Source organism: Thermogemmatispora sp., from assembly GCF_042408735.1.
Taxonomy (GTDB): Bacteria; Chloroflexota; Ktedonobacteria; order Ktedonobacterales; family Ktedonobacteraceae; genus Thermogemmatispora.
This window is the reverse complement of sequence record NZ_JBHOQV010000002.1, coordinates 17476-41961: the sequence shown is the minus strand read 5'-3', so window position 1 is coordinate 41961 and position 24486 is coordinate 17476. Positions and strand designations below refer to the sequence as shown.

Sequence of the window (24486 nt, the reverse complement as noted above, 5' to 3'; positions counted from 1 at the left end):
CAGACAAGCCGCTCGCTATTTGAGAAAGCGGCCCTGAACGGACTCTAGTTTAATGTGGCCGCTGTTATCGACCATCAGCACCACGACGGCCTTGTTGTCAGCATTTCCGTCGGACCCGAAGGAGATGACGCCGCTGATGCCCTGGACAGCCCGATCGCCCTTGATCGCCGCCAACGCTTGCCGCAGCCTTGGACCGCTCAGAGCGGTCGATCCTCCACCGCCGCTGAGGACCTGGCGGCTGGCTTCCAGCAGCACCAGCGTGGCATCGTAGGAGAGGATCGCATCGTTGTCTGGACGCGTGTAGCCATAGCCGGTGTGACGGCTATTGGCGTTAAAGGTCTGTGGGTAGACCGTAAAGAAGGCCGGCTGGGGCAGAGCGAGATAGCTCCACTCGTCGGGATAGGCGAAGGCCGTGAAGTGGAGGCGCAGGAAACCGGCCCGCGCGCTGCTCGGATAGCCCTGCAGCTGATAGAGGGCATCGCCTCCCATGACCTGGAGAGAGGCCAGAGGGCCAGTGGTCGGCAGGTTTGTGAGCAGAGTGGCCACATCGCTGGCATACCCGGAGAAGTAGAGTAGGTCGGGACGGTGGGTCAGGGCCTCTTGCAGCAGCGCTGGCAGGTTAGCCGGCTTTCCGACGCGATAACGCTCCTGGACAACGATAGTTCCTCCGTCCGCCGTGTAGCGCCGGCTGAAAGCCTCCGCCAGGCTCTGACTATAGGCATCGGCAGGGTCGACGAAGAGGGCCACCCGCCTGGCCCCCAGATGCTGATAGGCGTAGTCGGCCCCCACGCTCCCTTGCCGCAGATCCGAGGGGCAGACGCGGAAAAAGTAGGTCGATCGGCCACTCAAGAGGTCGCTGGAGGCGCTGGGTGAGACCAGCGGTAGCTGAGCCTGGCTCAAGATGGGCAGGGCGCTCAGGACGCGCGAGCTGTATGGCCAACCCATGACGCCTACAATGGTTTTATCCGCCCTGGCCGCCTGAACAATCTGCTGCGCTATGGTGGCGGCAAAGAGGCTGCTGCTCCCAGCGTTGGCAATCAGCAAACGCACCAGAACCCCCGAGCCAAGCTTGTAGCCACTGTTATACTCCTTCTGAGCAACGTAGGCCCCCTGGAGATTGTCTCGCCCGGTCCCAATAGCGCCGCTGTCGTTTCCACTGAGAACGGTGGCAACCACCAGCGTAATATAGGGATTGCCAGAGGCCAGCACGCGCTGATCTTCGAGGTAAATAAGGGCTTCGGCGTCGTTACTCTCGACGTCAAGAGCTTCTTGCCAGAGGGCTTCGGCCCCGCTGATGTCGCCTTGCTGCAGACGTTTGGCCGCCTGCCGCTTGAGATCACCGTCAGGGCGCGCAACATCAAAGGCCACGCTGCCGTCGCTGAGACCAATGTAGTCTCTCTGGCCCGTGTCGGGATTGACAACACTGTAGGCTCCCAGGCCCTTCTTGAGCGTCGGCGGGGGCGTGATCGTTTTGCTCTGAGCCACCGAGGTGGCCGGCCCCCTCGAGCTGATCAGATGCGGCACCAGGACAATGAGCAGACCACCCACAATGACAGCCACGATTAAGAGCAGCAACAGGACCAGGTAGAGCACCCGCTGAGAGAAAGGGCGCCTTCCGGTTGCGTTCGCTGCCCCAAAGAATGGCGTGGTGAGGGGGGCAGCACCATGCCCACCGCTCAAAACACCACCAGAGGTCGTCGCGGCCAGACCAGGCCCAGCGGCTGCGAGGGCGTCTCTGCTCTTTACTGTCGGCCCTCCCCCAACCGCTCCCGTTGTCGGTGTCTGCCACGCCGACCCGCCAGGGCGGCTGCCAGGGCCGTAGCCAAAGCGCTGGAAGAGCAACGTCTCTATGTCGCGCTTCAGGATGGCGGCGCTCTGGTAGCGCTGATCTGGATCGGCCTGCAAGGCGTAGATCAGGATGCGCTCGATCTCGGGCGAGAGCTGCGGGTTAAGGCTGCGCGCCGGCGGGTAGTCAAAAGGTGGATAATTGCGCGGGTCACGCCCAGTCAGCAGGTGATGGAGAGTGGCCGCCAGCGCGTAGAGGTCCGAGCGCGGGTCGGCATTGCCCTGGTACTGCTCCGGCGGCGCATAGCCAGGAGTGCCAAGCACGCTTGTCTGCCTGCGCAGAGCGTTGCGCGCGGCCTCGGCACGCGCAACACCGAAGTCTACGAGGTAGGCCCTCCCATCGCTGGCGCTGATCACGATGTTGGCCGGCTTGATGTCGCGGTGGACTACCGGCGGCGTCCTCAATTCCAGATATTCCAAAATATCGATGATATCGATGGCATAGATCAGCGCTTCTCTCTCGCCCAGGGGACCAGGGCGGCGCCTCAGAAGCTCTTCCAGGTTATCGCCCTCGATATATTCCTCGACCATGAAGTAGCGCTCGCCCTCCTGGAAATGGTCGGTGACGGAGGGAATGAGGGGATGATCCAGGTGGGCCAGGAGCGCTACCTCGCGCTTGAACTGCCTGATCGCTTCCTGGCGCTGCCGGGGATCGCTCGTCTCGGAAAGCAGCTCCTTGATCACTACTCGCTTGCCATCAAGTCGGTGATCGAGCGCCAGGAGGGCGGCCCCGCTGCCGCCCTGTCCCAGGAGGCGGATGATCTCATAGCGCCCTCCCTGGAGGCGCGTACCGGGCATCAAGGGGCCACGAGCAGCCTGGCCGCCAGCAGGCGAGCTACTGTCAGCGAGCACGGGGCGGCCACACGAGCTGCAAAAGCGGGCCTCGGGGCGATTGGCTGCGCCACAATGAGGACAATCCATAGCTTCGCGCCTGCCTCCTCTGCCCAATGGCAAAGCCTGTTTATGTGTACCGATCGCTACTGCTTGCTGCCTGCGCCGATGGACCGGGCGGACCGCATGGTTCTCAGGCAACGCGCTCCCCCGTCCTGGTCGATGGTCCATCTGATACTCGCCCGCCTCTTTGCCCGGCGAAAGTGAGGGAGAGCAGGAAAGGAACTAGCCACGGGCACAAGCTGAAGAGGAGAGAAGGCCCGGCCAGATCAGGTAGCTCTCTGACCTCTGCTGGCCAGCTTCCCGGCTCTCCAGCGCCCAGCGTTAAGCCAAGAGATCTTCTCTTCTTCTACCAGATAGAATACGCATACCAGAGATGAAAGTTAAAGGGGACAGCAGAGATAAGGCTGGCTGACCGTGGCCAGAGCCAGCCAGCGGCAACACGAGCGCGTAGAGAGCGAGAGGATGTCAGGAGAGGTGGCGCGGCTCGGCAGCCCAGGCAGGCAGACAGACAGGCAGGCGATAGTCCGTGTTGCTGAGCCGCTCCTGCGGGAGAGATCACTGCCGGGAGAGATCACCGCCCACGAAAGAGCACCTGAGCCGGTGCCCTTTTGTGGGCGGCCGGGGACTACTTCAGAAAGTGACCTTGAATAGACTCCAGCTTAATGTGGCCGACCTCGTCGACCATCAGCACTACCACGGCCTTGTTCTGAGGGTTACCATCGCTGCCGAAGGAGATAACTCCGCTGATGCCCTGAACGCTCCGCGGGCCGTTCAGCAGAGTCAGCGCCCGCTGCAGGTCCTGGCCCGTGAAGGTCGCCTTGCCTCCGTTGACAAGCAAGCGACTGGCTTCCAGGAGGACCAGCGTGGCATCGTAAGCCAGCATAGTATCGGTGAAAGGCCGGGTATAGCCGTAGCCGCTGTGCTGCCCACTAGCGCCGAAAACCTGGGCGTAGGTTGTAAAAAAGGTCGGCTGGGGAAGGGCCAGATAGCCCCACTCATCGGGATAGGCGAAGGCCGTGAAGTGGAGGCGCAGGAAACCAGCCCGGGAATTCTTCGGGTAGCCCTGCAACAAGTAAAGGCCATCGCCCCCCATGACTTGCAGGTGGGCAAAGGGGCCAGAGGTTGGCAGATTGCTGAGGAGCGTGGCGATGTCAGCAGAGAAGCCAGCAAAGTAGAGCAGGTCGGGCTGATGCAAGAGGGCGTCTCGCAGCAGGGCCGGCAGATTCGCCGGTTTGCCAACCGTGTACTGTTCAGTGACGATGATGCTGCCACCATCGCTGCGATAACGATTGCGGAAGGCCGTGGCCAGACTCTGGCTGTAGGCATCGGCAGGGTCAAAGAAGAGAGCTACTCGCCTGGCCTGAAGACGCTGATAGCTATAGTCGGCTCCGATCTGTCCCTGCTGCTGATCAGAGGGACAGACCCGGAAAAAATAGGGCGAGCGGCCCGTGAGCAGGTCGCTGGAAGCTGTCTCCGAGACCATCGGCAGGTGGGCCTGTGCCAGAATAGGGAGCGCATTGAGGGCCCGCGAGCTGTACGGCCAACCCATCACCCCTACAATCGTTCTATCGGCCTGGGCGGCCTGAACGATTTGCTGGGCAACCGTAATGGCAAACAGGCTGCTGCCGCCCGAGTTAGCGATCAGCAAACGCACCTGCAGGCCGGCCCCAAGCCTGGCGTTGCTGTTGTACTCCCTCTGAGCCAGATAGGCCCCCTGCAAATCTCCACGGCCAGCCCCCACGGCGGCAGGATCGGGACCGCTGAGCATGGTAGCCACAACCAGAGTAATATAGGGGCTACCCGAGGAGAGAACGCGCTGATCTTCGAGATAGATGAGGGCCTCAGCATCATTCTCATCGACGCTCAGGGCCGACTGCCAGAGCGCGGCGGCTCCGCCGACATCTCCCATCTGCAGGCGCTGGGCAGCCTGCTGCTTCAGCCTGCCATCAGGACGCTCAGTATCAAAGGCCGCTCGACCATCGCTGATACCAATGTAGTCCCTCTGCCCGGTAGCGGGATCGACCACCGTATAGCCCCCCAGGCCATTCTTCAAGGCTGGCGGCACAGGGGCCACCGGTGGCGAAGGCGAGGCTCCAGGACGAGTGGCGACGGTCGACCCCGATCCACCTGGCCCCATGACGCGCGGCAGAGCCAAAAGGACGGTCGCTCCCAAGATGATCACCAGCAGACCGATGGCCACCAGCAGGTGCGACAGAGGAACTTGCCTGTTTCCCAAGGTAAGCGGTTTAGAGAGGAGAAACGATCGCCTGCTCAGGCGCCGTACCCAGGGTTGAGCGGAGGACGATAGCGGTGGCAGCGGCGATGAATGGCTCTCTGGTTGGGCGGCGGCAGCCGGAGGGGGAGTATGGGGCTGGCTAAGCAAACCAGAAGAGGGAGACCTGCCCCCCCTCAAGAAAGGGGGTATGCTCTGCTCGGTCGCCGCGCCGGAAATACTGAAAGGCACCCCAAAGCGGTTCAGTAAAATGGCATCGATCTCGCGCTTCATGAGGGCGGCATGCTGGTAGCGCTGGCTGGGATCGCGTTGCAGAGCCACCATCAGCACGCGCTCGGTCTCTGGGGAAAGGCTGGGATTGAGGGCACGAATGGGAGGGAAGCTAAAGGGAGGCTGGTGCCGGGGATCATAGGCGGTCAAAAGCTGATACAGGCTGGCGGCCAAAGCGTAGAGGTCCGAGCGCTGATCAGCCTGACCCTGATACTGCTCGGGGGCCGCGTAGCCCGGCGTTCCCAGCAGGGTCGGACGCTGGCGCAGACGGTTGCGGGCCCGCTGCGCCGTGGGAGGTATCAGGTTCACCAGGTGGGCATCGCCATCGCTCTGGCCAATCACGATGTTGGCCGGCTTGATGTCTCCATGAAAAATAGCGGGAGCATGGCCCTCAAGATAGTCCAGTAGATCGAGGATTTCAGATGCGTAGATGAGGACGGTACGCTCATCGAGAGGTTGGCCAAGCTGAGCGAGCCGCTTCTCCGCCTGCTCTCCTTCGATGTATTCCTGCACGAGGAAATAGCGCTCTCCATCCAGAAAATGATCGAGAACCCTCGGCAGGAAAGGATGGTCGAGGCGCGACAGGAGGGAAGCTTCCAGCCTGAGCTGCTTGAAATCTTGCTCACGCTGCCAGGAGTCGCTGGCCTCAGAGAGCAGCTCTTTGATGACCACACGCCTGCCGCTGATCTGCTGATCGATGGCCAGCACAGCAGCCCCGGCTCCCCCCCAGCCGAGCACGCGCGAGACGTAGTAGCGCCCACCGTGGAGAAAGCTACCTGGCGCCAGAAAACCAGCAACGGCGCTGGCCACATCGGTGGCGGCTTCTCTTTGTAGAGGGCCAAAGCAGTGGGCACAGAAGCCGGCCCCAGGGCGAGTCATTGCCCCGCAGTGAGGACATTGCATGGTTCGTGTACCTGCCTTCCTTGCCCATATCTTCTTGCTGGGCAGAGATTAAAGAAGAAAGCGCCTACCTGATCTTCAATCTTCTCTTCACGCAATTCCCCTTTCCGCTTCAATCACACATATAGATTGGCTTGCCTGTCTCTCGTGTCCAGAACAGGCATATATCCCCTCTAATAAGAAATACGTTTATGCCGGGGCGAAATTAACAAGCAAGGGGAAAAGCGGGAGGCGGTGCGCACTTGGCCAGCTGGAAGCGGGCAGGCGAGAGGGGGAGAGAGGCGGAAGAAGAAGAGGAGGAGCTACCCGGGCCACGGGCAGGGAGTCGGCCTGGATCGGGACGATGCGCCAGGCAGAGGAGCGGGCAGGCGCCTGGCCGGTCCCGCTCAACTCTCTCAAAGCGGCCGCCTGCGTTCGCCTCGATCGGCCTGCGTTCATCTGCGCTCAGTCAGGCTGACCCACCTGCACGCGGCTGAGACGGGAGCAAAGGCAGGTACTGCGGTATGCAGCAACCAGGATGCTTAGAGGTGCTGACAGCGCAAGGAGATGATCCCGGGAGCGAAGTGGTTTGCTTTTTTAAGATATTCCTCTTCGTTTCCCTCGATCATCAGCTTATGCATGACCACCACATCGCCGTCGGGCAAAGGCTCGGCGGGCTGCAGGCACAGCTCCATGATGGGACAACCACGTTCATAGACCTTGACCAGGCCACCGGAGCCAGGAATGCGGTAGACACGATGACTGATCGAGGGGCTAGCTACCTCCAGGTATCCGTACTTGATCAGCTGCTGATACTGGCTCTCTGTCAACATCTCACGCAGCAGAGCCTTGGCCCGGCTCTCGGCGGAGAGCCGTTCGTTGCGCGACAGGCGCGGCCCGACGCTGTTCCCGTCGAGGGAGCGCGAGAGGTAATAAATAGCCAGCAGCAGAAAGAGCAGCCAGATACCCAGGAAGAGCGTGAGAGTTTCCAACATAGCTGCTTACGCTCCTCGCCAGTTGCGCCGGTTAGCCTCCTACGACGCGCGGCACCATCACAATCTGCTCGGCTGTTCGATCAAACTCATCGATGCGCTGAGCTGGCTTGCCTGGCTCGACCTTAAAGGCCGTGGCACCACGCATGCGCTCCTCGCGAAAGATACGTTCGGCCTCGCGCACAGCGGCCAGAGCTTCGGGATCGCTGGCCTCAACCTTCTGCAGATCCCAGGAGATCCGATCGTCGCCGCGACGGGACATGACCCGTAGCATTCCCAAAGCTATACTCCTTCTCTCTTTGACAGACAGACAAGCAAGCACACTAAACGAACCGAGCTTACCCGCACCGGCACTCCTTCCTTCCCTCGCTTGCTTTCCTTCTCCCTGGCATCGTCCTTTTCCAGCGCGCTGCCCCCGCCCCGCTCTGACCCCGAGGCAAAGGAGAGAGAGCCTGATACAGGTTAGAATCAGGATAGCACGCTTTACCAACCTGAGTCAAGGGCTGCATGACTGTACTTTTTCATGTCAGCGTGGGGAGTGTGACGCTGACGGTAGTGCCGGACCCAGGGGTAGACTGGACGAGGATGGTTCCGCCAAGCTGGTCGACCAGGAGGCGCGCGACGCTCAGCCCGAGGCCCAGCCCGCTGGCGCCGCCTTCCAGGAGTTGCTCGCTACCTGGCGGCGGTTCGGCTCGATAGAATGGCTCGAAGATGTGCGGCAGGGCTTCGGGACGAATGCCAACCCCGCTGTCGCAGATGCTGAGCACGACCCCCGGCCGGCCCGCACTCAGCCTGGTCTCTGCTACCTCTACCGTGACCTGCCCTCCGGGGGGCGTGTAAGCCAGGGCATTGGCCAGCAGGTTGCGCACAACCTGGCGCGCGCGCTGACCGTCGGTCCGTAGCCTCCGGCACTCCTCCGGCAGATCCGGCGGTAAGCGCTTCTCGACCTGCAGTCGGCGCAGCCGCGCAGTGTGCTCCAGCTCCTCTATCGCGCTATCGATTAGCTCCTCCAGAAGTACACGCTGGCTGCTCAGGCGCAGTTGGCCGCCGGTCGCTCTCAACAGGCAGAGCAGGTTTTCTAGCAGTATGTAGAGCTGCTCGCCGCTGGCTCGTGCGCGCTGCAGATAGTGGCGCTGCTCTTGCGATCGCCCCTCCTCTTCGGCTTCGGCTGGACCCTCTTCGGTGAGAAGCAGGTCGAGAAAGCCATTGATGCGGTTCAGGGGGGCCCGCAGTTCGTGGGCAATCAGGGCCAGGGGAAGCTGGCTTAGTGCCAGCCTGCCACTTTCGGCGGTTTCCTGACCGTGGTAAGGCTGGCCTCCCCGCTGGTCGCTGGCCAGGGTGTCATGAGATGCTTTCTCTGGCTCCTGGTTCATGGTCAGCTCGCCCTCTCCTCTTGTTGTTGATTCCGCCTCTCTCGCTGAAGAGGCCTACTGCTCTTAGATCACCCCTGTCTCTCGCGTCCTGGCCGGGTATCGGCGGTCAACGAAGGAAACGAAGGAAAGGCGCGCGCCGCTCGCCCGCCCTCGGGGTCTGCCCTGCCAGGCTCTCAGCGGGCGCTCGCGGGCCGGGGCTGTTGTCGCTATTATAGCAGAGGCAGGGTGAAGAGGATACGGGCACCGGCTCCTGCTACATTCTCGGCCCAGATTTTGCCTCCGTGGGCTTCGACGATGGCACGGACGATGGCCAGGCCCAGACCGCTGCCTCCGGTGTCGCCACGACGGGCCTCGTCGGCACGATAGAAGCGCTCAAAGATTCGTGGCAGGGCCTGGGGGGGAATGCCGCTGCCGGTATCGGTGACGGCCACGATCAGGTGTTGCCCCTGCTGGACCGCGTCGATGACGACCATGCCACCCGCTGGCGTGTGACGCAGAGCGTTGTCGCAGAGGTTAGAGAAGACGCGCGTCAGCATGTCGGGATCGGCCTGGACCGGGGGCAGGTTATAGTCGATGGTGTTGCACGGCTCAACGTTGGCGCGCTCAAATTCGGGGGCGAGGACGGCCAGGACCTCGTCCACCAGCACGGCCAGGCGCACGGGCCGGCGCTGGAGTTGCAGAGCGCCAGCCTCCATTTTGGCCATCATGTGCAGGTCTTTGACCAGGCGGCGTAGGCGCAGGGTTTCGCGCACAATGATGCGTCCGGTGGCTTCATAGTCTTCACGGCTGCGGTTAACCCCATCGATGAGCGATTCACCGAGGCCAGCGATCGCTGTCAGGGGCGTTGCCAGGTCGTGGGTGATGTTCATGATCAGCTCGCGCCGCCATAGCTCCTGTTTGCGCAGCTCTTCGACGTCGCGCTGGAGCTGAGCGGCCATTTCGTTGAAGTTGCGGGCCAGCTCCCCCAGCTCGCCTTTAGCCGCGGTCTCGACCCGTACGTCGTACTGGCCACTTGCAAGCTGGCGGGTGGCGCGGGTGAGCCGGGCCAGGGGGCGGGTGATGGTGCGCGAGAAGAGGACGGCGGCCAGGGCTGCGATGAGGGCTACGGCGATAGAGGCAATGAGGACGGAGCGGCTCAGGGTTGCCACGAGCGGGGGCATGGTCCCCTCGAGAGCGTAGCGTGAGGTGACAAAGAGGACGCCGACAACCGGTCCGCTTTGGGAGTCACCGCCGTAGACGATCGGGGTGACGACGAAGGGCCGGGCGGAGCCTGGCGGCCCACCGTCGGCGATGTCGGCCACGGTCTGTTGGCCATGGGTGCCCTGGGCGAGGGCAACGCGCACGCGAGCATAGTTGATCTTGAGGTCGGGGTCGGTTGAAGCCAGGAGAACGGTGGCCAGGGTGGGCCGTCCGCGGATGAGGGCCGGATAGACCGGCTGCAGATGGGTTGTGGCCCGTGGGAGATAGGCATAGACGATGACGAGCGAGTCTTGCCCTTGAGCTCCGCGCACGATGGGTGCCAGGACGTCGCTGGCGGCCCCAGCCAGAGTACGCTGATGGGCCTGCATGTCGCTGCCAATGCGCCGGGCGCTGTTGCTGGCCAGCTCGGTCAGTTGCTGGCGCTGGTCGAGTCCATAGAAGTAGGCCACGGACAGCAAGATGATGAGGGCCAGCAGGGCCGTTGCGAGGAGGGCGACAAGCATCGAGCCGAGGGCCAGCCTCCAGCGAATGCTCTGCCACCAGTGCATCTGCATTGTTCTCGCTTCCTTCATCTCTCTCACCGGACGGGAGCCTGTGACGAACGAACCAGGGCCCGGCGCTCGAGTCCTACGCTTCAGCGGGTCCCTTTGATGGCCCCCGCGGGATCAAATTTGTAGCCAACGCGCCAGACAGTCTTGATGTAGCGCCGCTCGGCATTGGTCTCGATCTTCTTGCGCAGGGCGCTGATGTGAACATCGATGATGTGGCCGTCTCCCAGGTAGTCGTACCCCCAGACCTTGTTCATGAGCATCTCGCGCGTAAAGACGCGGTCGGGCGAGCGCGCCAGGAGAGCAAGCAGGTCGAATTCGGTAGGGGTGAGAGCAACTTCGCGCCCGTCCACTTCGACACGTCGCGCGGGCAGGTCGATAGTCAGACCGGGGAAGCGCAATACCTCACTTTCGTGCTTTCCCTGGCCGCCATTGCTCTCGCCGCCGCTCCCACCGGCTCTGCGCAGAATGGCGCGCACGCGACTGACTAGCTCGCGCGGGCTGAAAGGCTTGACCAGGTAGTCGTCGGCTCCGAGGTCAAGCCCACGAATGCGATCGTCCTCATCACCACGGGCCGTCAAGATGAGAATGGGCGTCGATGACCAGGAACGAATACGGCGGCAGACCTCGAAGCCGTCCAGGCCCGGCAACATGATGTCGAGTATGACCAGGTCGGGCTTTTCTCGCGCGTGAAGGGCCAGCCCATCTGCTGCATCGTGGGCCGCAACGACGCTGTAGCCCGCGTCTTTGAGGTAGAGGTTCAGCAAGTGGATGATGCCCTCTTCGTCTTCAATGATGAGGATTTTCTGGGCCATTGCTAGCTGCTGCGCGTCCCTGGCTGCGCCGTCTCGCTCCCATCTATCTGGCTTGTTCCATTCTGCACCAAAAGGGCAGAGAGTGAGAGCGCCCGGGTCGACGACGCTCCGGAACGCGCGACCTCCTGTCCGTTAGATAATACTATCACAGAGATCGCCGGCTGGCCGCCCCCCGCTCTCCCTGGCCGTCAATCTTGAGCAAATCTTGAGCTTCCCATTGAGGACTTCTTTATCTCTGGACGCTATGATACTCAAGGCCAGGGAGAGAAAAGGCCGGAGCCAGGTGGATGGCCGTCGCTCCCTCCCAGAACCTGGGACGTTCGCCTTGCTTGGTATGACAAGAGCTATGCTCAAGGATCTGCTATTGAAAGAGTTAGAAAAAGAAGGAGCGATGTCTCTATGAAAAATATGAAAAAAGTGTTCTTGATCGGCGGCGGCGCACTGCTCTTGCTGCTATGTGTTGCCCTTGGAGCCTTTTTCGTTCAGCCCCTGCTGGCGAGCGCCATGAGCCAGAGCGGCAGCCCGCAGGCGACGGCGACGCCGGGCACGGGCAACAAGGCTGGCGCCTATTGTCAGCAGTGGCTTCAGGACCTGGCGAATCGCCTGCATGTCTCGGTTGCTACCCTGCGTCAGGATAGCAACGCAGCGCTCAGCGACGTGCTGGCGCAGATGGTCAAGGACGGGAAGCTGACTCAGAGCGAGGCCAACGTTATTAAGCAGCGTCTGGCGGCTCACCCGGGCTGCAGCGCCCTGCTCCGGGGGGCTCAGCGGGTGGCGATTCGCCAGCAGCTCAAGCCCTACCTGCCCGACCTGGAGAGCCAGATCGCTCAGGGCCTGCATTTGAGCATTGATCAGCTCAAGGCCCAGTTGCAGGCTGGCAAGACGCTCAAGCAGATCGCCGACGCCCAGCACATTTCGGCCAGCCAGCTTCACACGATCGTGCTGACGGCCATTGAGCATGAGGTGGACCGCGCCGCTCAGGCCGGGGCTATTACACAGCAGCAGGATAGCGCGATCAAGCAGTACCTGCAGAAGCACCCGGCGGTGATCACACGCCTGGTCAACCGCCACTTTAAGTCTGGTACGCTCTAGCTCCTTTCCTGTCTCATGGTGCTGCTCTCAGTCAGCACGTACAAGGGGTCGGGTCAGCCGGTTTAGCCAACTGCGCCCGACCCCTTTTTGGCTGGCTGCTCAGCGCTGGCCCGTTCGGTCGATCATCTTGGGCGCGGCAACAGCTCTCTGCTCTGGCTATGCCCCTGCCTGGCCGCTTTGGCCGAGCTTGCGCCGACGCTCTAGCTCTCTCAGCTCGACACGGCGGATCTTGCCCGAAATGGTCTTGGGCAGGGTCTCGACAAACTCGATCTCGCGCGGGTACTTGTAGGGGGCGGTGACCCGGCGGACATGCTCCTGGAGTTCTCTGGCCAGCTCGGGCGAGGGGCTATAGCCAGGAGCGAGAATCACGAAGGCTTTGACGATCTGGCCGCGAACCTCGTCGGGACTGCCAACGACCGCCGACTCGGCGACGGCGGGATGCTCCTTGAGGGCGCTTTCGACTTCGAAGGGACCAATACGATATCCGGCGCTGATGATGACGTCGTCCGCTCTGCCGACAAACCAGAGATAGCCGTCTTCGTCGCGATAGGCGCGGTCGCCGGTGATGTACCAGTCGCCGCGGATACAGGCCGCGCTCGCTTCGGGGTTGCGCCAGTACTCCTGGAAGAGCCAGCGTGGGCGCTCAGGCTTGATGCGCACGGCTATGTCACCCTCAGCGCCAGGCGGCAGTTCCTTCCCTTCGTGATCGATGACGGCTACCTCGAAACCTGGCGAGGGCTTGCCCATCGAGCCAGGCTTGACCTCCAGGGGCGGGAAGTTGCCACAGAGCAGCACAGTCTCGGTCTGTCCGTAGCCGTCGCGGATGGTCATGCCGGTCGCCTCCTGCCATTGACGAATGACTTCGGGGTTCAGCGGCTCGCCGGCGCCAACACAGTGCCGCAGGGCGCGCGGTGGGTGCTCCTTGAGATAGGTGAGCGGCTCCTCCAGGACGAGCATGCGGTAGGCCGTGGGCGGGGCGCAGAGGACGGTGATGGGATAGCGGTGGAGCAGTTCCAGCGTCTCCAGGGGGTTGAATTTGCCGCGGGCGTCCTGGACAAAGATAGCGGTGCCCATGACCCAGGGACCAAAGAAGTTGCTCCAGGCCCACTTGGCCCAGCCGGTTTCACTGAGATTCCAGAGCAGGTCGTCCTCGTGCAGGTCGAGCCAGTATTTGCCGGTGATGGTGTGCCCCAGGGGATAGCTGGCCTGAGTGTGGAGTACCATCTTGGGGTAGCCGACGGTGCCCGAGGTGAAGTAGACCAGACAGGGGTCATCGCTGCGCGTCTTGGGACCAGTGAAGTCGGGGGAGGCCGCCGCCAGGATCTCGTGGTAGCTGGTCCAGCCTGGGCGGGCCTCCCCGTCGACCAGAATGGCCTGCTTGACGGTGGGACACTGCTCACGCACCTGGTCAAATTTTTCTGCCCCTTCGCGATCGGTAATCAGGCCCTGGGCCTCGGCTACTTCGGCGCGATATTGCAGGTCTTTGCTGGTGAGCAGGGTGGTACAGGGAATAAAGATGACGCCCAGCTTCATCAGGCCGAGCACGCTTTCCCACCATTCGGGAAGGCGCGGCAGCATGACCAGCACGCGATCGCCTTTCTTGAGGCCAAGGGCGGCAAAGGCGTTGGCAGCCCGGCTGGAGCGTTCGGCGAATTCGGCAAAGGTGATCTGCCGCTCTTCTCCCTGCTGCCCGAGCCAGTGAACGGCGATTTTCTTGGGGTCTTGCGCCCATTTGCCGATGATGTCGACGGCGAAGTTGAAATACTCGGGGACATCGATGTGGAAGGTGCGCCGCTCGACTTCGTAGTCGACCATATTGGGGGTTCGCGAGACGGTCATTGTGAAGCCTCCTTTGTGCTGTAGAGCGCCCCTCTGACGGCACTGTCAGAGGTGTGGGCTACCGGCTATCTGCTTCTTATGCCTGGGCTCTCTTTCCCTATGATACCATAAGCCTGGCGAGAGGATATAATGAAAACCTGATCTTTCGTGTTTGGACCGCGCTCTCTCGGTCCAGCAATCTGGCTCATCAGTTAGTAGTCCTAACCAGGAGGCACTTTGCGACTGTACGTCTTTTTTACTCCTGAGTCGATTTTGCCCGAGCGGGCCCAGGCAGGCGATGTCTATATCGTGATCGATCTGATCCGCGCGACGACGACGATGACGGTGATGCTGGAGCGCGGGGCCAGGCGCGTCCTGGTGGCTGAGTCGATCGAGCAGGCGCGAGCCGGCGCCGCCTCTCATCCCGGGCGCGCCCTCTGCGGCGAACGCAACGTGCGCCGCATCCCCGGCTTCGATTACGGGAATTCTCCGCGCGAGTTCGCCCAGTTGGACCTGCAGGGCCGAGAGCTGATTTTAACGACGACAAACGGCACTCGCGCCTTCCACGCCTGCCCGCCGGAGACGACGCGCCTGGCCGGCTGCTTTCGCAACGCGCATGCTGTGGTCTCGGCGGCTCTGAGGCTGGCGCATGAGCGCGAACGCGATATTGCGCTGGTCTGCGCGGGCGAGTTTCGTTATTTCGCCCTGGATGATACGGTCTGCGCCGGCTACCTGGCGGCCGAGCTGCTCCGCCTGTCCAGCTCTCACGAGGCAGATCCTCGCTCGTCGGCCTTGATCCCCCACGAGAGTGCTCTGGCAGCGATGGCGATCTATGAGGCATATAAGCCACCGCGCGTGCTGGAGTACAGCGAGTCCTCCCTGACTGTGCTGCAGGCCGGCCTGGTGGATGATCCACCCTTCTGTATGGAGATCGACCGGAGCACGCTGGTCCCGGCTGTCTCCAGTCGTGAGCCAGAGACTGGCCTCTTGATCGTCGAGCCGTTAACTCTCTAGCTGCTCTGGTCCGTGAGACGGCTGGTCGGTGATCTGGTCTCCCAGACAGGGCTTCCCGAGACCGAGTCGCCCACACGTCCTCTTCCTTCGCAGGCTTCGCCTGCGAAGGAGCAGCACACGGGGCGGTCAGGACGATGGCCCAGTGCTCTCTGGGAGACCAGTATTTCTACTGAAGCCACTCTCTGTCCACCTCCTCGCGCTCTGTAGCTGTCTCACGCTCAGAGGGCGAGAATCCGCTTGCCAGGCCGCGCGCGGCCTCTGCTCTCGCTGGGCCTCCCCCCTGAATGAGATTGACACTCTCCGGGGGTCTGATCCGTGTAGGAAATGACATCGATAGCGACCCAACAGCGACCGGAGTATCTCACGACAACATAGGTAAGCATCAGCGCTACTGTCTACGAGATAGCTCTAGCGAGAGGAGGAGAAAGTCCATATGGTAACGGGTTTTGTTCTTGCAAGCGTGCTGGGCACTCTGTGGGCCTGGATTGTCTGGATCATTATCGGCGGCCTGGCCGGAGCGATCGCTGACCGCCTGGTGCAGGGCGACCAGCTTGGCATCCTGGGGAATATCATTGTCGGCATCATTGGCGGCCTTCTGGGTGGCGCTATCTTGGGCGCCCTCGGTATCACGGTCAGCGGCATCTTCTGGACCTTTGTGACCGCCCTGCTTGGCGCTATTATCCTGCTGGTAATCGTGAAGGCCGTGACTGGCGGACGGGGAATCGGTGGGAAGCGCCCTACGGTCTAACAAGCCTCTTGCTCTTCGTCTCCTTGCTTCGGCAGACAGAGGCGCCGAAGTTCTCCGCGGCGGGCTAGCATTGACTGCTAGCCCGCTTTTTTTATTTTTATGGCCTGACAGCCAGAGCGGGCCGACGCGGGCCGGGCCGGATCAGAGGCAGCGGAACAGACAGCCGGCAGCCCAGCCCGCCTCAACTGGCCTGTTCCAGGGCGGGTCGCTGAAATTGCTCGGCGTAGAGGCGGGCGTAGAGGCCGCGCTGCCGCAGCAGCTCCTCATGGGTCCCACGCTCAACAATCCTCCCCTGATCCAGGACAAGAATGGTGTCCGCGGCCAGGATGGTCGAGAGCCGATGGGCAATGGCCAGGGTGGTACGCTTCTGAATGAGCGGCTCCAGAGCTGCCTGAATGAGGCGCTCAGAGTGGGTATCCAGGGCGCTGGTGGCTTCGTCCAGAATAAGAATGCGCGGGTCTTTGAGAATAACGCGGGCGATGGCGATGCGCTGCTTCTCACCACCGGAGAGCTTGTAGCCCCGCTCTCCAACCAGGGTGTCGTAACCGGCTTCTAGCTCGAGAATGCGCTCGTGAATGGCTGCCGCCTTGGCGGCGGCAATCATCTCCTCCTCGCTGGCTTCAGGCCGCGCATAGAGGAGATTTTCACGAATAGTAGCGTTGAAGAGGTAGGTTTCCTGGGTCACCATGCCAATCAGCTCGCTTAAAGACTGCAGGGCAATGGTACGGATATCGTGCCCGTCGATGCGGATGCAGCCTTCGTCAACGTCATAGAGGCGCGCGAGTAGATAGGTGATGGTGGTCTTGCCGGCCCCACTCGGCCCGACCAGAGCCACAAGCTGGCCCGGTTCGATAGTGAAGGAGATATTGCTCAAGGCCGGACGCTCTTCGGGCGCCTGCTCGGCTAACGACCCCGCTTCGAGGCGCGAAACCTCGCCAGCGTGGCTGTCTCCGCTTTTCTCTCCTTCGCCGCCGGGATCGCGCCGATAGCTGAAGGAAACGTCCTCAAAGCTGATGGCTCCGCGTACCTCTTCGGGCCTGAGATGGAGGGCGCCAGGCCGGTCTGCGATCTCGATCGGCATATCGAGATATTCGAATATTCGATCGAAGAGAGCCAGGGCGCCCTGGATGTCGACCTGGATGTTGAGGAGTTGCCCAACAGGGAAGAAGAGTCGGCTTTGCAGGGTGGTAAAGGCCACGATGGCGCCCAGAGTAATGGCCTGGTGCGGGTCGAAAATGGCCTGCAATCCCGCAACAAGGTAGACGATCGCCGGGGTGATGGAGAAAAAGGTACCGACGAACATGAAGAACCAGCGTCCGATCATCTGCTGTCGGATCTCCAGGTCAGAGAGGCGCTGATTCTCTTGAGCGAAACGTTGCTGAGCTAGTGCCTGCCGCCCAAAGGTCTTGATCAAGAGGATGCCGCTGACGGAAAGGGTCTCCTGCATGAGGGCGGAGAGGGAGGCCATGCTCTTCTGGGTCTCCTGGCTCGTCAGGCGGCGTACGTTGCCTACTTTGTAGGTGATCCAGAGGAAGAGCGGCAGGAGACCAAGGGAGATGAGGGTCAGCAAGGGACTGATGATGGCCATTGCAATGATGGTCGAAAGGGCAGTGGAGATATTGGCCACAATGCTGGTAGCCGTGCCCGTGACGACGTTTTCTATGCCCCCGACGTCGTTGGCGAGCCGCGACTGAATCTCTCCAGTGCGGGTGGCGGTGAAGAAGCGCAGGGACATTTGCTGCAGATGGGCGTAAAGACGGTTGCGGAAGTCGCGCATGACTCGCTGCCCTACCAGATTGCTGAGGTAGCTCTGCCCAACGCCGATGACACCGCTAATCACTGGAGTGATAAGCATGATGCTGACAAAGATGATGAGCAGTGTCAGGTCACGCTTGCCAATGGCGTCGTCGAAGATGAAGCGGATCATCAGGGGGTTGATCAGCCCAAGGCTGGTCGTCAGGAGGATGGCCAGAAGCATGAGAATGACTCGCCCCCGATAGGGCCGAAAGGCCGCGATGACCCTCCTGAGCGTTCTCCGGTCGGTCTTGCGCCCCTTGCGCCGCTGCTCTTCCAGGTAGGTACCTGGTCTTCCGCCAATGTCGTGACCGTAGGCTGCCATCGTTGTCGCTGCTCCTCTGTTCTTTTTTCTTTTCTTTCTCCGCCGCTCGCCTGGGATAGGATAAGCCAGGTCGCCGCTTGCTAATGCCGGGTGATGGGCGGGACGGGACGGGACGGGACAGGCTACTACACCCGTAGTGAGGGAGTATAGCATAGGGCCAGGCCGCCGACACTGGCCAGGCGAACAGTTCTGTTTGTTATTTTGGCTGTGTGCCTCTGCCGCCTGGCTTGATTCGAGTGTGCTGCTGCTTGTCTTGTGTATCTTTACACAAGCTGGATAGAGGATCGGGGAAACAGCCCTTTTGTTTTCTAGAGACCCTACTTTTGTTTGATAGGATCTTGCCAGGTCCGTCTATATAGTAGCAACATGGCGGCAGGCCAGGCTGGGGCGGCTCGTTTCCTCTGCTAAGTGCCTGCTTGCCGCAACCGCCTCAACCTGGTCGCCTGTTGCTTCTGTACAGAAGGTCAGCATCGACCGAGAGCGAGGCGAAGGTCGCAGCCTGAGCCGCTCGCTGAGCCGCTGGGCGGCCTGCCTGCCACCAGAGCAAAGGTGGAAAGGAGCGACGGCGCTGGCAGCGGGAAAGGAAGGATGTGGTATATGGCTCGGAGGGAAATGACCCCTGATGCTTGCCGAGATGGCCTGCGCTATACCAGGACCGGCCAGGGTCCTGGCACTCCGGTTTAACAGGTCATGATGGGCCGCTGCAAGCTGGCCGGGGCAAGACGGCGGCGCAGACGGCTTTAACCAGGGTCAGCGTCTGGTTCATCCCCAGGTTCTGCGCTCATGCTTTTCCCTGGTCTCCCTCCGCAGGCGGATCCGGGTCATCTCGTTTATGAACGCAATTTTTTGCATTGATTACGCTGATAGACCATCTCTCGCTCGCGCCGGCTTAGGGTCTGAGAGGATTTGGCTGGCAGCCGTCGGCTACCGGCGGCCTCGCTCCCAGTGAGGCGCTCAGAGCGAGGAGGCGCTGGCGGAAGAAGGTTGTGCTATGGAGTTTCCACAAGCTATCAAAAATCTCGTGGTCTCTCGGGCTATTTACGCCTTAGAGCAGATGGGATATCGTTATCAAGATGCTTCGGGTGAGGGAGAAGGCCATTATGAGACTACCGGACGCGCCAGCGGGGAGGAGGTGGTGCTGCCTGAGACGCTTCGCGCAGCCCTGCAGCGGCTGAATCCCGAGGCCAGCGCGGAGCAGATCGCTCACGCCTGCCTGCAGTTGACGCGCGATCGGAGCGCCCTGCACCCGATGGCGGCCAATCGAGAAATCTATCGTCTGCTGCGCGAGGGGATACCGCTGAGCAATGGAGGAGAGCCGCTAGCGCTCTCGAAAGCAACTCCAGGCCGCCGGCGGCTCGCCAGTTCCGCTACCCGAGCCTCCGCGCCGAAGAGGGAGAGCAGTACGCCGGTCCTGCGCCTGATCGATTGGCGACAGCCCGAGGCCAACGACTGGCGGCTGATCTCGAATTACTGGGTTCAGGGACGCTGCGGCTACCACTGCCTCCCGCTGGTCGGTTTCGTCAACGGCCTGCCGCTGCTGCTCTTCGTCATCGGCCTCGAGCCGCTGGAGCAGCTCTATCGGGACCAGGTGTGTCGCTACCGCGGCGAGCTGCCGCAGCTCTTGTGGTATAACGCTCTTGTCCTCCTCTCAAACGGCCCCTTGAACCGCGTGGGTGGCCTCGATAGTCCCTGGCCCCACCTGACCCCCTGGCAGCGTACCTCGAGCGAAGATGAGCCAGCGGATTGCTCGCTGGAGACGGCCCTCTACGCTACCTGCCAGCCCGAGCGCCTGCTTGACCTTGTTGAGCACTTCATCCTTTTCGGCACGAGGCCGCGTCCCAGCAAGATCATCGCCCATAATCATCAGTACCTGGCGGTCAATGCGGTCTACGCCCGCCTGCGCGAGAGTGGAGCCTTGCGGGGTCGGCTTGGAATGCTCTGGCAAACGCATGGCAGCGGCAAAAGCTGCACCCTGGCCTTTCTGCTGCAGAAGGTCCTCCGTCAGATTGAGGAGCAGCGGCCACTATGTCTGCTGGTAACCGGTCATGAAGATCTCTGGCGTGGGCTGGCGCGCTCGCTGACAGACTGGGGTCTCCTTCCAGAGGGAGCACGCTCAGGATCAGGCGCCGGGCTTCAGATGCCGCTGACAACGGCTGGTGAGCTGCAGGGCCTGCTAGAGCGCCCGCAGCGGGGCCAGACTATTCCTGCTCTCTATTTCGCTCTGCCCTCAGCCTTTGAGAGCGCAGAACCGCTCTCGCTGCGCCCGGATCTGCTGGTGTTCGTCGATGAGCTGCAGGCTTGCAGGCCGGAGCAACTACAGCGAATGCGCCAGGCCCTGCCAGCGGCGGCTTTCCTTGGACTGACGGCCACACCCTGCAGCGAGGATGAGGAGCCGGCTCTGCGCAGCCTCTTCGGTCCCTATCTCAGTTGCTATTCCTGCTCTCAGGGACTGGCCGATGGCACGATTCTGCCGGTCTATTACGAGGACCGCAGCGCATTCTTGAGCGCGCAGGCCCCGCCGGGATTCGCTGAGGCCATGCGCCAGCTTGCCGAGGTCGCTGGTCCCTGTAGCGAGTATCAGGAGGAGCTGGCGCAGCGCCTGCCTACTCCCTATGCCCTGCTGACCCGTCCCGAGCGCCTGGATCTGGTGGCACGCGATCTGGTCGAGCACTGGTTTGCCCGGGGCTACCGCTCGAAGGCCGTGATATTGACGATCGATAAGGTCACCGCTGTACGCCTCTATAATCGGGTACGCTCCTTGTGGGAGCGCATGCTGCGCCGGCTGCAGCGGGAGCGCGACGAAACCTTCGACTGGCGGCGCCGCGCCGCGCTCGATGAGCACCTGGCCTACTACCGGCCCATGGAGATGGCGGTCTTCTTCTCTCCGTCGCCCGACGATTATCGTCGTTTTGCCACCTTTAATGATACCCCGGGCCGCGTCTACTGTGAGACGGTCGAGATCCGTCCCCATCACGAGCGCCTGTGCAATGAGGACCTGGTTGCTCGCTTCTGCACCGCCAACGACCCGCTCCGTATGATCTTTACCTGCGATCCCTGGATGGCGAGCCTGGCTACCCCGGCGCTAGCAACCCTCTACCTCGATCGGCCATTGCAGGGTCCTACACTGCTGGCAGCCCTGACCTCCGTCAATCGCCCACAGGACGAGGCCAAGATTTGTGGGCTGGTCGTCGACTATATCGGCCATTGGCCGCTGCTCTCTACGCTGCAGCAACGCTACAGGCGGGCCGCGGAGCGCCTGCTCCCACAGTCGAGGACCCTGCGGCGGCAGGACCAGCCCGAATTGCCGGGCGCCGGGGCGGGCGCTATTCAAGAGAAGCGGCAGCTCGTGCAGGAGCTAGAGCAGGCACTTAAGGAGACCCTGGATTTCTGTGCTCGTCATGGTGTCGAGGTCAGTACCTTGCTGGCCGCCAGCGAGAGGGCGCAGCTTGAGGGCCTTGCCCGCCGGGCCGCCGATTGCCTGCTCCAGGGGTACGGTCTGCACCGGACGTTTTTTGCTCGCGTGGAGCGGCTCGAGGCGCTCTACGCCGCCCTGCTGCCCGATGAGGCAGCGCCGCGCTTCGTGAGAGCCATAGAGGCGCTGGGGCTGACGGCCCGCATCATTCGCCGCGCGCTGGATTGCCGCAGCCTGGATGAGCTGCTCGAGCGCCCCCGCGGCCTGGTTGCCGAGGAGAACATGGGCATACGCTATGGCAGCAGGAACAGCCTGGACGCCGCCGACGGTAAACCTTCGCTGACCGGCCTGGAGTTGCACCGCCTGAGTTTTCCGCGTCTGGCAACCCTGCTTAAAAAGAGCCGGACGCCCGTACTGAAGGCCGAGCAGTTGCGCAGCCTTCTGGTCCGGAACCTGCAGCTCATGAGCGGCCACCAGCCAGGCGCGGCTGATGCCCTGCGGCACCTCGAGGAGCTGCGCAGCAGGTACGAGAGCGGTCAGGCTCCCTGGCAGGAGTATCCCACTGAGCTGTTACTCTTTGTGCGCTCCTTGCTCGAGTCGTCCGCTTCAGGACCAGGGACACCTGGCGAGAGGACAGCCGGGTCACGTCCAGGACAGCACCTCGGTCAGACCCAACTCCAGAGCCAGGCTGAGTCCAATCAGCCGCCTGACCAGTCTGCTACGACCAGGCTCTGAGCGGGGAGCAGAAAGGAAGGAGCTGAGCTGTACCGGCTCCTGATCCCAGGCTCTTCTTCTCTCTCCTTTCTCCTCTCCTCTCGCCCCGCTCGCCGCACCAGCCCTGCTCTGGACTGGTACGGCGAGCGGCTGGCCCCACTGCCCCTTCTCTGACCCCTCTCTCGCGATCGGTGAGCGGACTGCCGCCTGGAGCCGGCTCCTCTCGAGCCAGCAGACTGGAGATGCGACCTTCGATGGCCCCCTAACCACGTTGAGGGCCAGGCTTCATGCTGGCCCAGCGATCGTCGGCTAGCTCGCAGCCAGCCGCTCACAAGTTTCCTGTGCAGGAACCAGCGTGCGTCCGTCGAAGTGATGCTCTTCTACGTCCAGGCAAGGGACAATCGGGCTGCGCTCAAGGGGCTGGGGCGACGCCTGGCATGATAGGGTCTTCCTGCTGGGCAGCGACCGTCGGCAGGCTAGCGCGAGTGCCCGGAGCAGGCACGGCCTGTCCTCCTGCTCAGCGCACCCACCTTCATTGCGACAGCCTCGAAATCGAGCATGCTCTTGACTGACCGCCCACGGCCCGGCCAGGCCGCCGAGGAATTCCAGAGCGCATGCCCTGGCTCCTGACCTATCTTCTGGATTCCAGACTGGCATGGCGATCATCAGGCGAGTAGGAAGAGCAACCGCCGCGCGGGTCGCGGCAGAGCAGGGTCGTTCTTGACCACAACCGGCCAGACACCTCTACCTCTGCGACGCCTGGCCCTCAAGCGGACCGACCCGTTCACCACGCCAGGTGAACCTTGCCGCTACCGATCAGGTCAGGCCGCTGGCTTCTCGCCGATCGTCAGATAGGCCTCCCAACGGCGACTGCGCACCCGTTCCGAGCGGCGGCGCAAGCCATAGCGCTCCAGAGGAATACGTCGTCCAAAAGGTGTCGCCGGCAGCTCTTCCGTCGTCAGCCCAGTCGCCGCATCACGCTCCACCCGCACAATGCGGCTCCGCCCGTCATCGGCGGAAGGGCGGGGATAGAAACCATAGACCAGCAGATGAATCAGCAGTAGCACGGGCTGCAAGAGGCCAACCGGGAGCAGATTGGCCCCCTCAACCACCACGAGACGCCCACCAGGCCGCAGCACGCGCGCCACCTCGGCAATCGTATCGGGGTCAAAGATATAGTCAGAGGGGAAGGTACTGACCACCGTATCAAAGGAGGCATCGGCAAAAGGGAGATGCTGGGCCTCGCCGAGCAACACCTGACCAGGCTGACCAACCCGGCGCCGCTGCAAAGTAGTGCGCGCCGCCGCCACCATCTCAGGCGAGCGCTCAACCGCCGCACAGCGATAGCCACGCTCACACAGATCGGCCAGCAGATCGCCCAGGCCACAGCCCAGCTCCAGCACATCATGCCCTACCACGCGCGGCAAGACCAGCCGCTGCCAGACGCGCCACTGTCCGGCAAACGGCACCGTGCTGGCAAAACGATAGAGATAACGATTACGATAGAGCGTCTCAAAGAGCAGTTGCCGCAGACGCTCTCTCCTCACGGCTCACCTGCCTTTGGAAAAATCTCCAGCAGATCGCTTAAATGCTCGATCATCAGATCGGGCCTGTACTCCTCCACCCCGCTCGTCAGCAAGGCCAGCGGATCACTACCTGGTTCCTGAACTGTCGAGAGCACATAATCATCGTCGGTCACATGCAGTCCCGGAGGCAAATCGGGCGGGAGGTCACTGGCAGTGCCGGGGATGGAAGGAGGAGAAAGAGGCTCTTGCAGGTTGAAAGCGGGGCTGGCGCTGGCCGCGCCAGGCGCTACCAGCCGAGCCTGCAGCGCCTCGAGCACGCGCGGCTTCGGCTTCCAGATTGCCAGCAGGCCCAGACGTTTGGCCCCAACGATATCGGAGCGCAGCGAATCGCCGACCATTGCCGCCTCGGAGGGAGAGACCTTGAGCGCGCGGAGCGTATGCAAGAAGATCGCGGGATCAGGCTTACGCACACCCAGATCGGCGGAAATAGCGATTGTCGCGGGATCAAAGTACTCGAAGAGGCCAAAGGCCCGTAGATCCTCCTGAAACGGAGGGCCACCCCAGAGGCGATTAGTTACCACTCCAAGCAGGAAGCCGCGTCGGCGCAGCTCTGCCAGCGTCGACAGGGCATCATCGTAGAGCAGGCGCGAATCGATAATGCGCACGCGCAGGGCCTCAAAGAGGGCCTCTCCAAGCTCCCGATCGATGTGGCCCCAGCCCAAGCGGGCCAGGGTCTCGATGGCCACCTCAGCCCCATCTGGCTCATGGCTGGGATCATGCCGAATACGAGCGCGCGTCTGAGCGTCAAAGGCGACGCGCAGCGAGCGACCCAGAGTCAGATCATCCTGATCTGGGAGGTGGCACGACTCCAGGTGCGTCCGCAGGAGGGCAATCGCCTGGCAATTAGCCGCGAACTCCAGGCGACGCCAGGTCTCTTGGTCCTTCCGGTACCAGAGCGTATCGCCAAGATCAAAGAGCACGCAGCGTATGATGC

15 protein-coding genes are annotated in these 24486 nt (G+C 62.3%); 4 read left to right on the top strand and 11 right to left on the bottom strand.

Going from position 1 to position 24486, the window contains the following annotated elements; all coding sequences use genetic code 11:
- Positions 1-15 precede the first annotated feature (15 nt).
- The 7 genes from ACFMO7_RS00365 to ACFMO7_RS00335 all read right to left on the bottom strand — a co-directional run bounded on the left by ACFMO7_RS00365 (position 16) and on the right by ACFMO7_RS00335 (position 11049).
- A complete protein-coding gene (locus ACFMO7_RS00365; RefSeq protein ID WP_376793553.1) occupies positions 16-2766 on the bottom strand; it encodes an ABC transporter substrate-binding protein in 2751 nt (916 codons plus the stop codon).
- A 598-nt stretch (positions 2767-3364) separates the two neighbouring features.
- Entirely contained in the window at positions 3365-6145 is a 2781-nt protein-coding gene (locus ACFMO7_RS00360; RefSeq protein WP_376793552.1) for an ABC transporter substrate-binding protein, read from the bottom strand.
- A 518-nt stretch (positions 6146-6663) separates the two neighbouring features.
- Entirely contained in the window at positions 6664-7116 is a 453-nt protein-coding gene (locus tag ACFMO7_RS00355) for a hypothetical protein (protein WP_376793551.1), read from the bottom strand.
- A gap of 31 nt (positions 7117-7147) precedes the next feature.
- Positions 7148-7387, bottom strand: a complete 240-nt coding sequence (locus tag ACFMO7_RS00350; protein WP_376793550.1) for a hypothetical protein — start codon at positions 7385-7387, stop codon at positions 7148-7150.
- Positions 7388-7634: 247 nt separating this feature from the next.
- Positions 7635-8486: a sensor histidine kinase gene (locus ACFMO7_RS00345; protein ID WP_376793549.1), complete on the bottom strand. Its 852-nt coding sequence runs from the start codon at positions 8484-8486 to the stop codon at positions 7635-7637.
- Between the two features lie 209 nt (positions 8487-8695).
- On the bottom strand, positions 8696-9646 hold the full coding sequence (locus ACFMO7_RS00340; protein WP_376793565.1) for a sensor histidine kinase: 951 nt from the start codon (positions 9644-9646) through the stop codon (positions 8696-8698).
- Positions 9647-10320: 674 nt separating this feature from the next.
- Positions 10321-11049 carry a response regulator transcription factor gene (locus ACFMO7_RS00335; protein WP_376793548.1) on the bottom strand — a complete coding sequence of 243 codons (729 nt, stop codon included), beginning with the start codon at positions 11047-11049 and terminating at the stop codon, positions 10321-10323.
- Positions 11050-11448: 399 nt separating this feature from the next.
- Between ACFMO7_RS00335 and ACFMO7_RS00330 the strand changes: the two genes are divergently transcribed.
- Positions 11449-12141: a hypothetical protein gene (locus ACFMO7_RS00330; RefSeq protein WP_376793547.1), complete on the top strand. Its 693-nt coding sequence runs from the start codon at positions 11449-11451 to the stop codon at positions 12139-12141.
- 156 nt (positions 12142-12297) lie between these two features.
- Here the strand turns inward: ACFMO7_RS00330 and ACFMO7_RS00325 are convergent, their stop codons facing one another.
- Positions 12298-13980, bottom strand: a complete 1683-nt coding sequence (locus ACFMO7_RS00325; RefSeq protein ID WP_376793546.1) for an acyl-CoA synthetase — start codon at positions 13978-13980, stop codon at positions 12298-12300.
- A 216-nt stretch (positions 13981-14196) separates the two neighbouring features.
- On the opposite strand from ACFMO7_RS00325, the gene ACFMO7_RS00320 reads away from it, so the two are divergent.
- Together ACFMO7_RS00320 and ACFMO7_RS00315 are read left to right on the top strand one after the other, a co-directional pair.
- Positions 14197-14973: a 2-phosphosulfolactate phosphatase gene (locus ACFMO7_RS00320; RefSeq protein ID WP_376793545.1), complete on the top strand. Its 777-nt coding sequence runs from the start codon at positions 14197-14199 to the stop codon at positions 14971-14973.
- Between the two features lie 433 nt (positions 14974-15406).
- Positions 15407-15721, top strand: coding sequence for a GlsB/YeaQ/YmgE family stress response membrane protein (locus ACFMO7_RS00315; protein ID WP_297165853.1), 315 nt, complete (start codon positions 15407-15409; stop codon positions 15719-15721).
- A 181-nt stretch (positions 15722-15902) separates the two neighbouring features.
- Here ACFMO7_RS00315 and ACFMO7_RS00310 read toward each other — a convergent pair whose 3' ends face one another.
- Positions 15903-17840 (bottom strand): ABC transporter ATP-binding protein, encoded by a 1938-nt coding sequence (locus ACFMO7_RS00310; RefSeq protein WP_376793544.1) that lies wholly within the window; start codon positions 17838-17840, stop codon positions 15903-15905.
- A 991-nt stretch (positions 17841-18831) separates the two neighbouring features.
- Between ACFMO7_RS00310 and ACFMO7_RS00305 the strand changes: the two genes are divergently transcribed.
- Complete coding sequence (locus tag ACFMO7_RS00305) at positions 18832-21987, top strand: type I restriction endonuclease (RefSeq protein ID WP_376793543.1); 3156 nt, start codon at positions 18832-18834, stop codon at positions 21985-21987.
- A gap of 800 nt (positions 21988-22787) precedes the next feature.
- On the opposite strand, the gene ACFMO7_RS00300 is transcribed toward ACFMO7_RS00305, so the two are convergent.
- Both ACFMO7_RS00300 and ACFMO7_RS00295 read right to left on the bottom strand, forming a co-directional pair.
- Positions 22788-23513: a class I SAM-dependent methyltransferase gene (locus ACFMO7_RS00300; RefSeq protein WP_376793542.1), complete on the bottom strand. Its 726-nt coding sequence runs from the start codon at positions 23511-23513 to the stop codon at positions 22788-22790.
- Positions 23510-24472: an HAD family hydrolase gene (locus ACFMO7_RS00295; protein WP_376793541.1), complete on the bottom strand. Its 963-nt coding sequence runs from the start codon at positions 24470-24472 to the stop codon at positions 23510-23512. The genes ACFMO7_RS00300 and ACFMO7_RS00295 overlap by 4 nt, the downstream gene beginning before the upstream one ends.
- Positions 24473-24486: the final 14 nt, after the last annotated feature.

What these genes read in the sequence shown, in the direction of transcription:
- ACFMO7_RS00355 (WP_376793551.1), bottom strand. Translation starts at nt 7,116, where the DNA reads ATGTTGGAAACTCTCACGCTCTTCCTGGGTATCTGGCTGCTCTTTCTG.
- ACFMO7_RS00345 (WP_376793549.1), bottom strand. Translation starts at nt 8,486, where the DNA reads ATGAACCAGGAGCCAGAGAAAGCATCTCATGACACCCTGGCCAGCGAC.
- ACFMO7_RS00350 (WP_376793550.1), bottom strand. Translation starts at nt 7,387, where the DNA reads ATGCTACGGGTCATGTCCCGTCGCGGCGACGATCGGATCTCCTGGGAT.
- ACFMO7_RS00315 (WP_297165853.1), top strand. Translation starts at nt 15,407, where the DNA reads ATGGTAACGGGTTTTGTTCTTGCAAGCGTGCTGGGCACTCTGTGGGCC.
- ACFMO7_RS00340 (WP_376793565.1), bottom strand. Translation starts at nt 9,646, where the DNA reads ATGCCCCCGCTCGTGGCAACCCTGAGCCGCTCCGTCCTCATTGCCTCT.
- ACFMO7_RS00310 (WP_376793544.1), bottom strand. Translation starts at nt 17,840, where the DNA reads ATGGCAGCCTACGGTCACGACATTGGCGGAAGACCAGGTACCTACCTG.
- ACFMO7_RS00330 (WP_376793547.1), top strand. Translation starts at nt 11,449, where the DNA reads ATGAAAAATATGAAAAAAGTGTTCTTGATCGGCGGCGGCGCACTGCTC.
- ACFMO7_RS00365 (WP_376793553.1), bottom strand. Translation starts at nt 2,766, where the DNA reads ATGGATTGTCCTCATTGTGGCGCAGCCAATCGCCCCGAGGCCCGCTTT.
- ACFMO7_RS00335 (WP_376793548.1), bottom strand. Translation starts at nt 11,049, where the DNA reads ATGGCCCAGAAAATCCTCATCATTGAAGACGAAGAGGGCATCATCCAC.
- ACFMO7_RS00360 (WP_376793552.1), bottom strand. Translation starts at nt 6,145, where the DNA reads ATGCAATGTCCTCACTGCGGGGCAATGACTCGCCCTGGGGCCGGCTTC.
- ACFMO7_RS00305 (WP_376793543.1), top strand. Translation starts at nt 18,832, where the DNA reads ATGGAGTTTCCACAAGCTATCAAAAATCTCGTGGTCTCTCGGGCTATT.
- ACFMO7_RS00325 (WP_376793546.1), bottom strand. Translation starts at nt 13,980, where the DNA reads ATGACCGTCTCGCGAACCCCCAATATGGTCGACTACGAAGTCGAGCGG.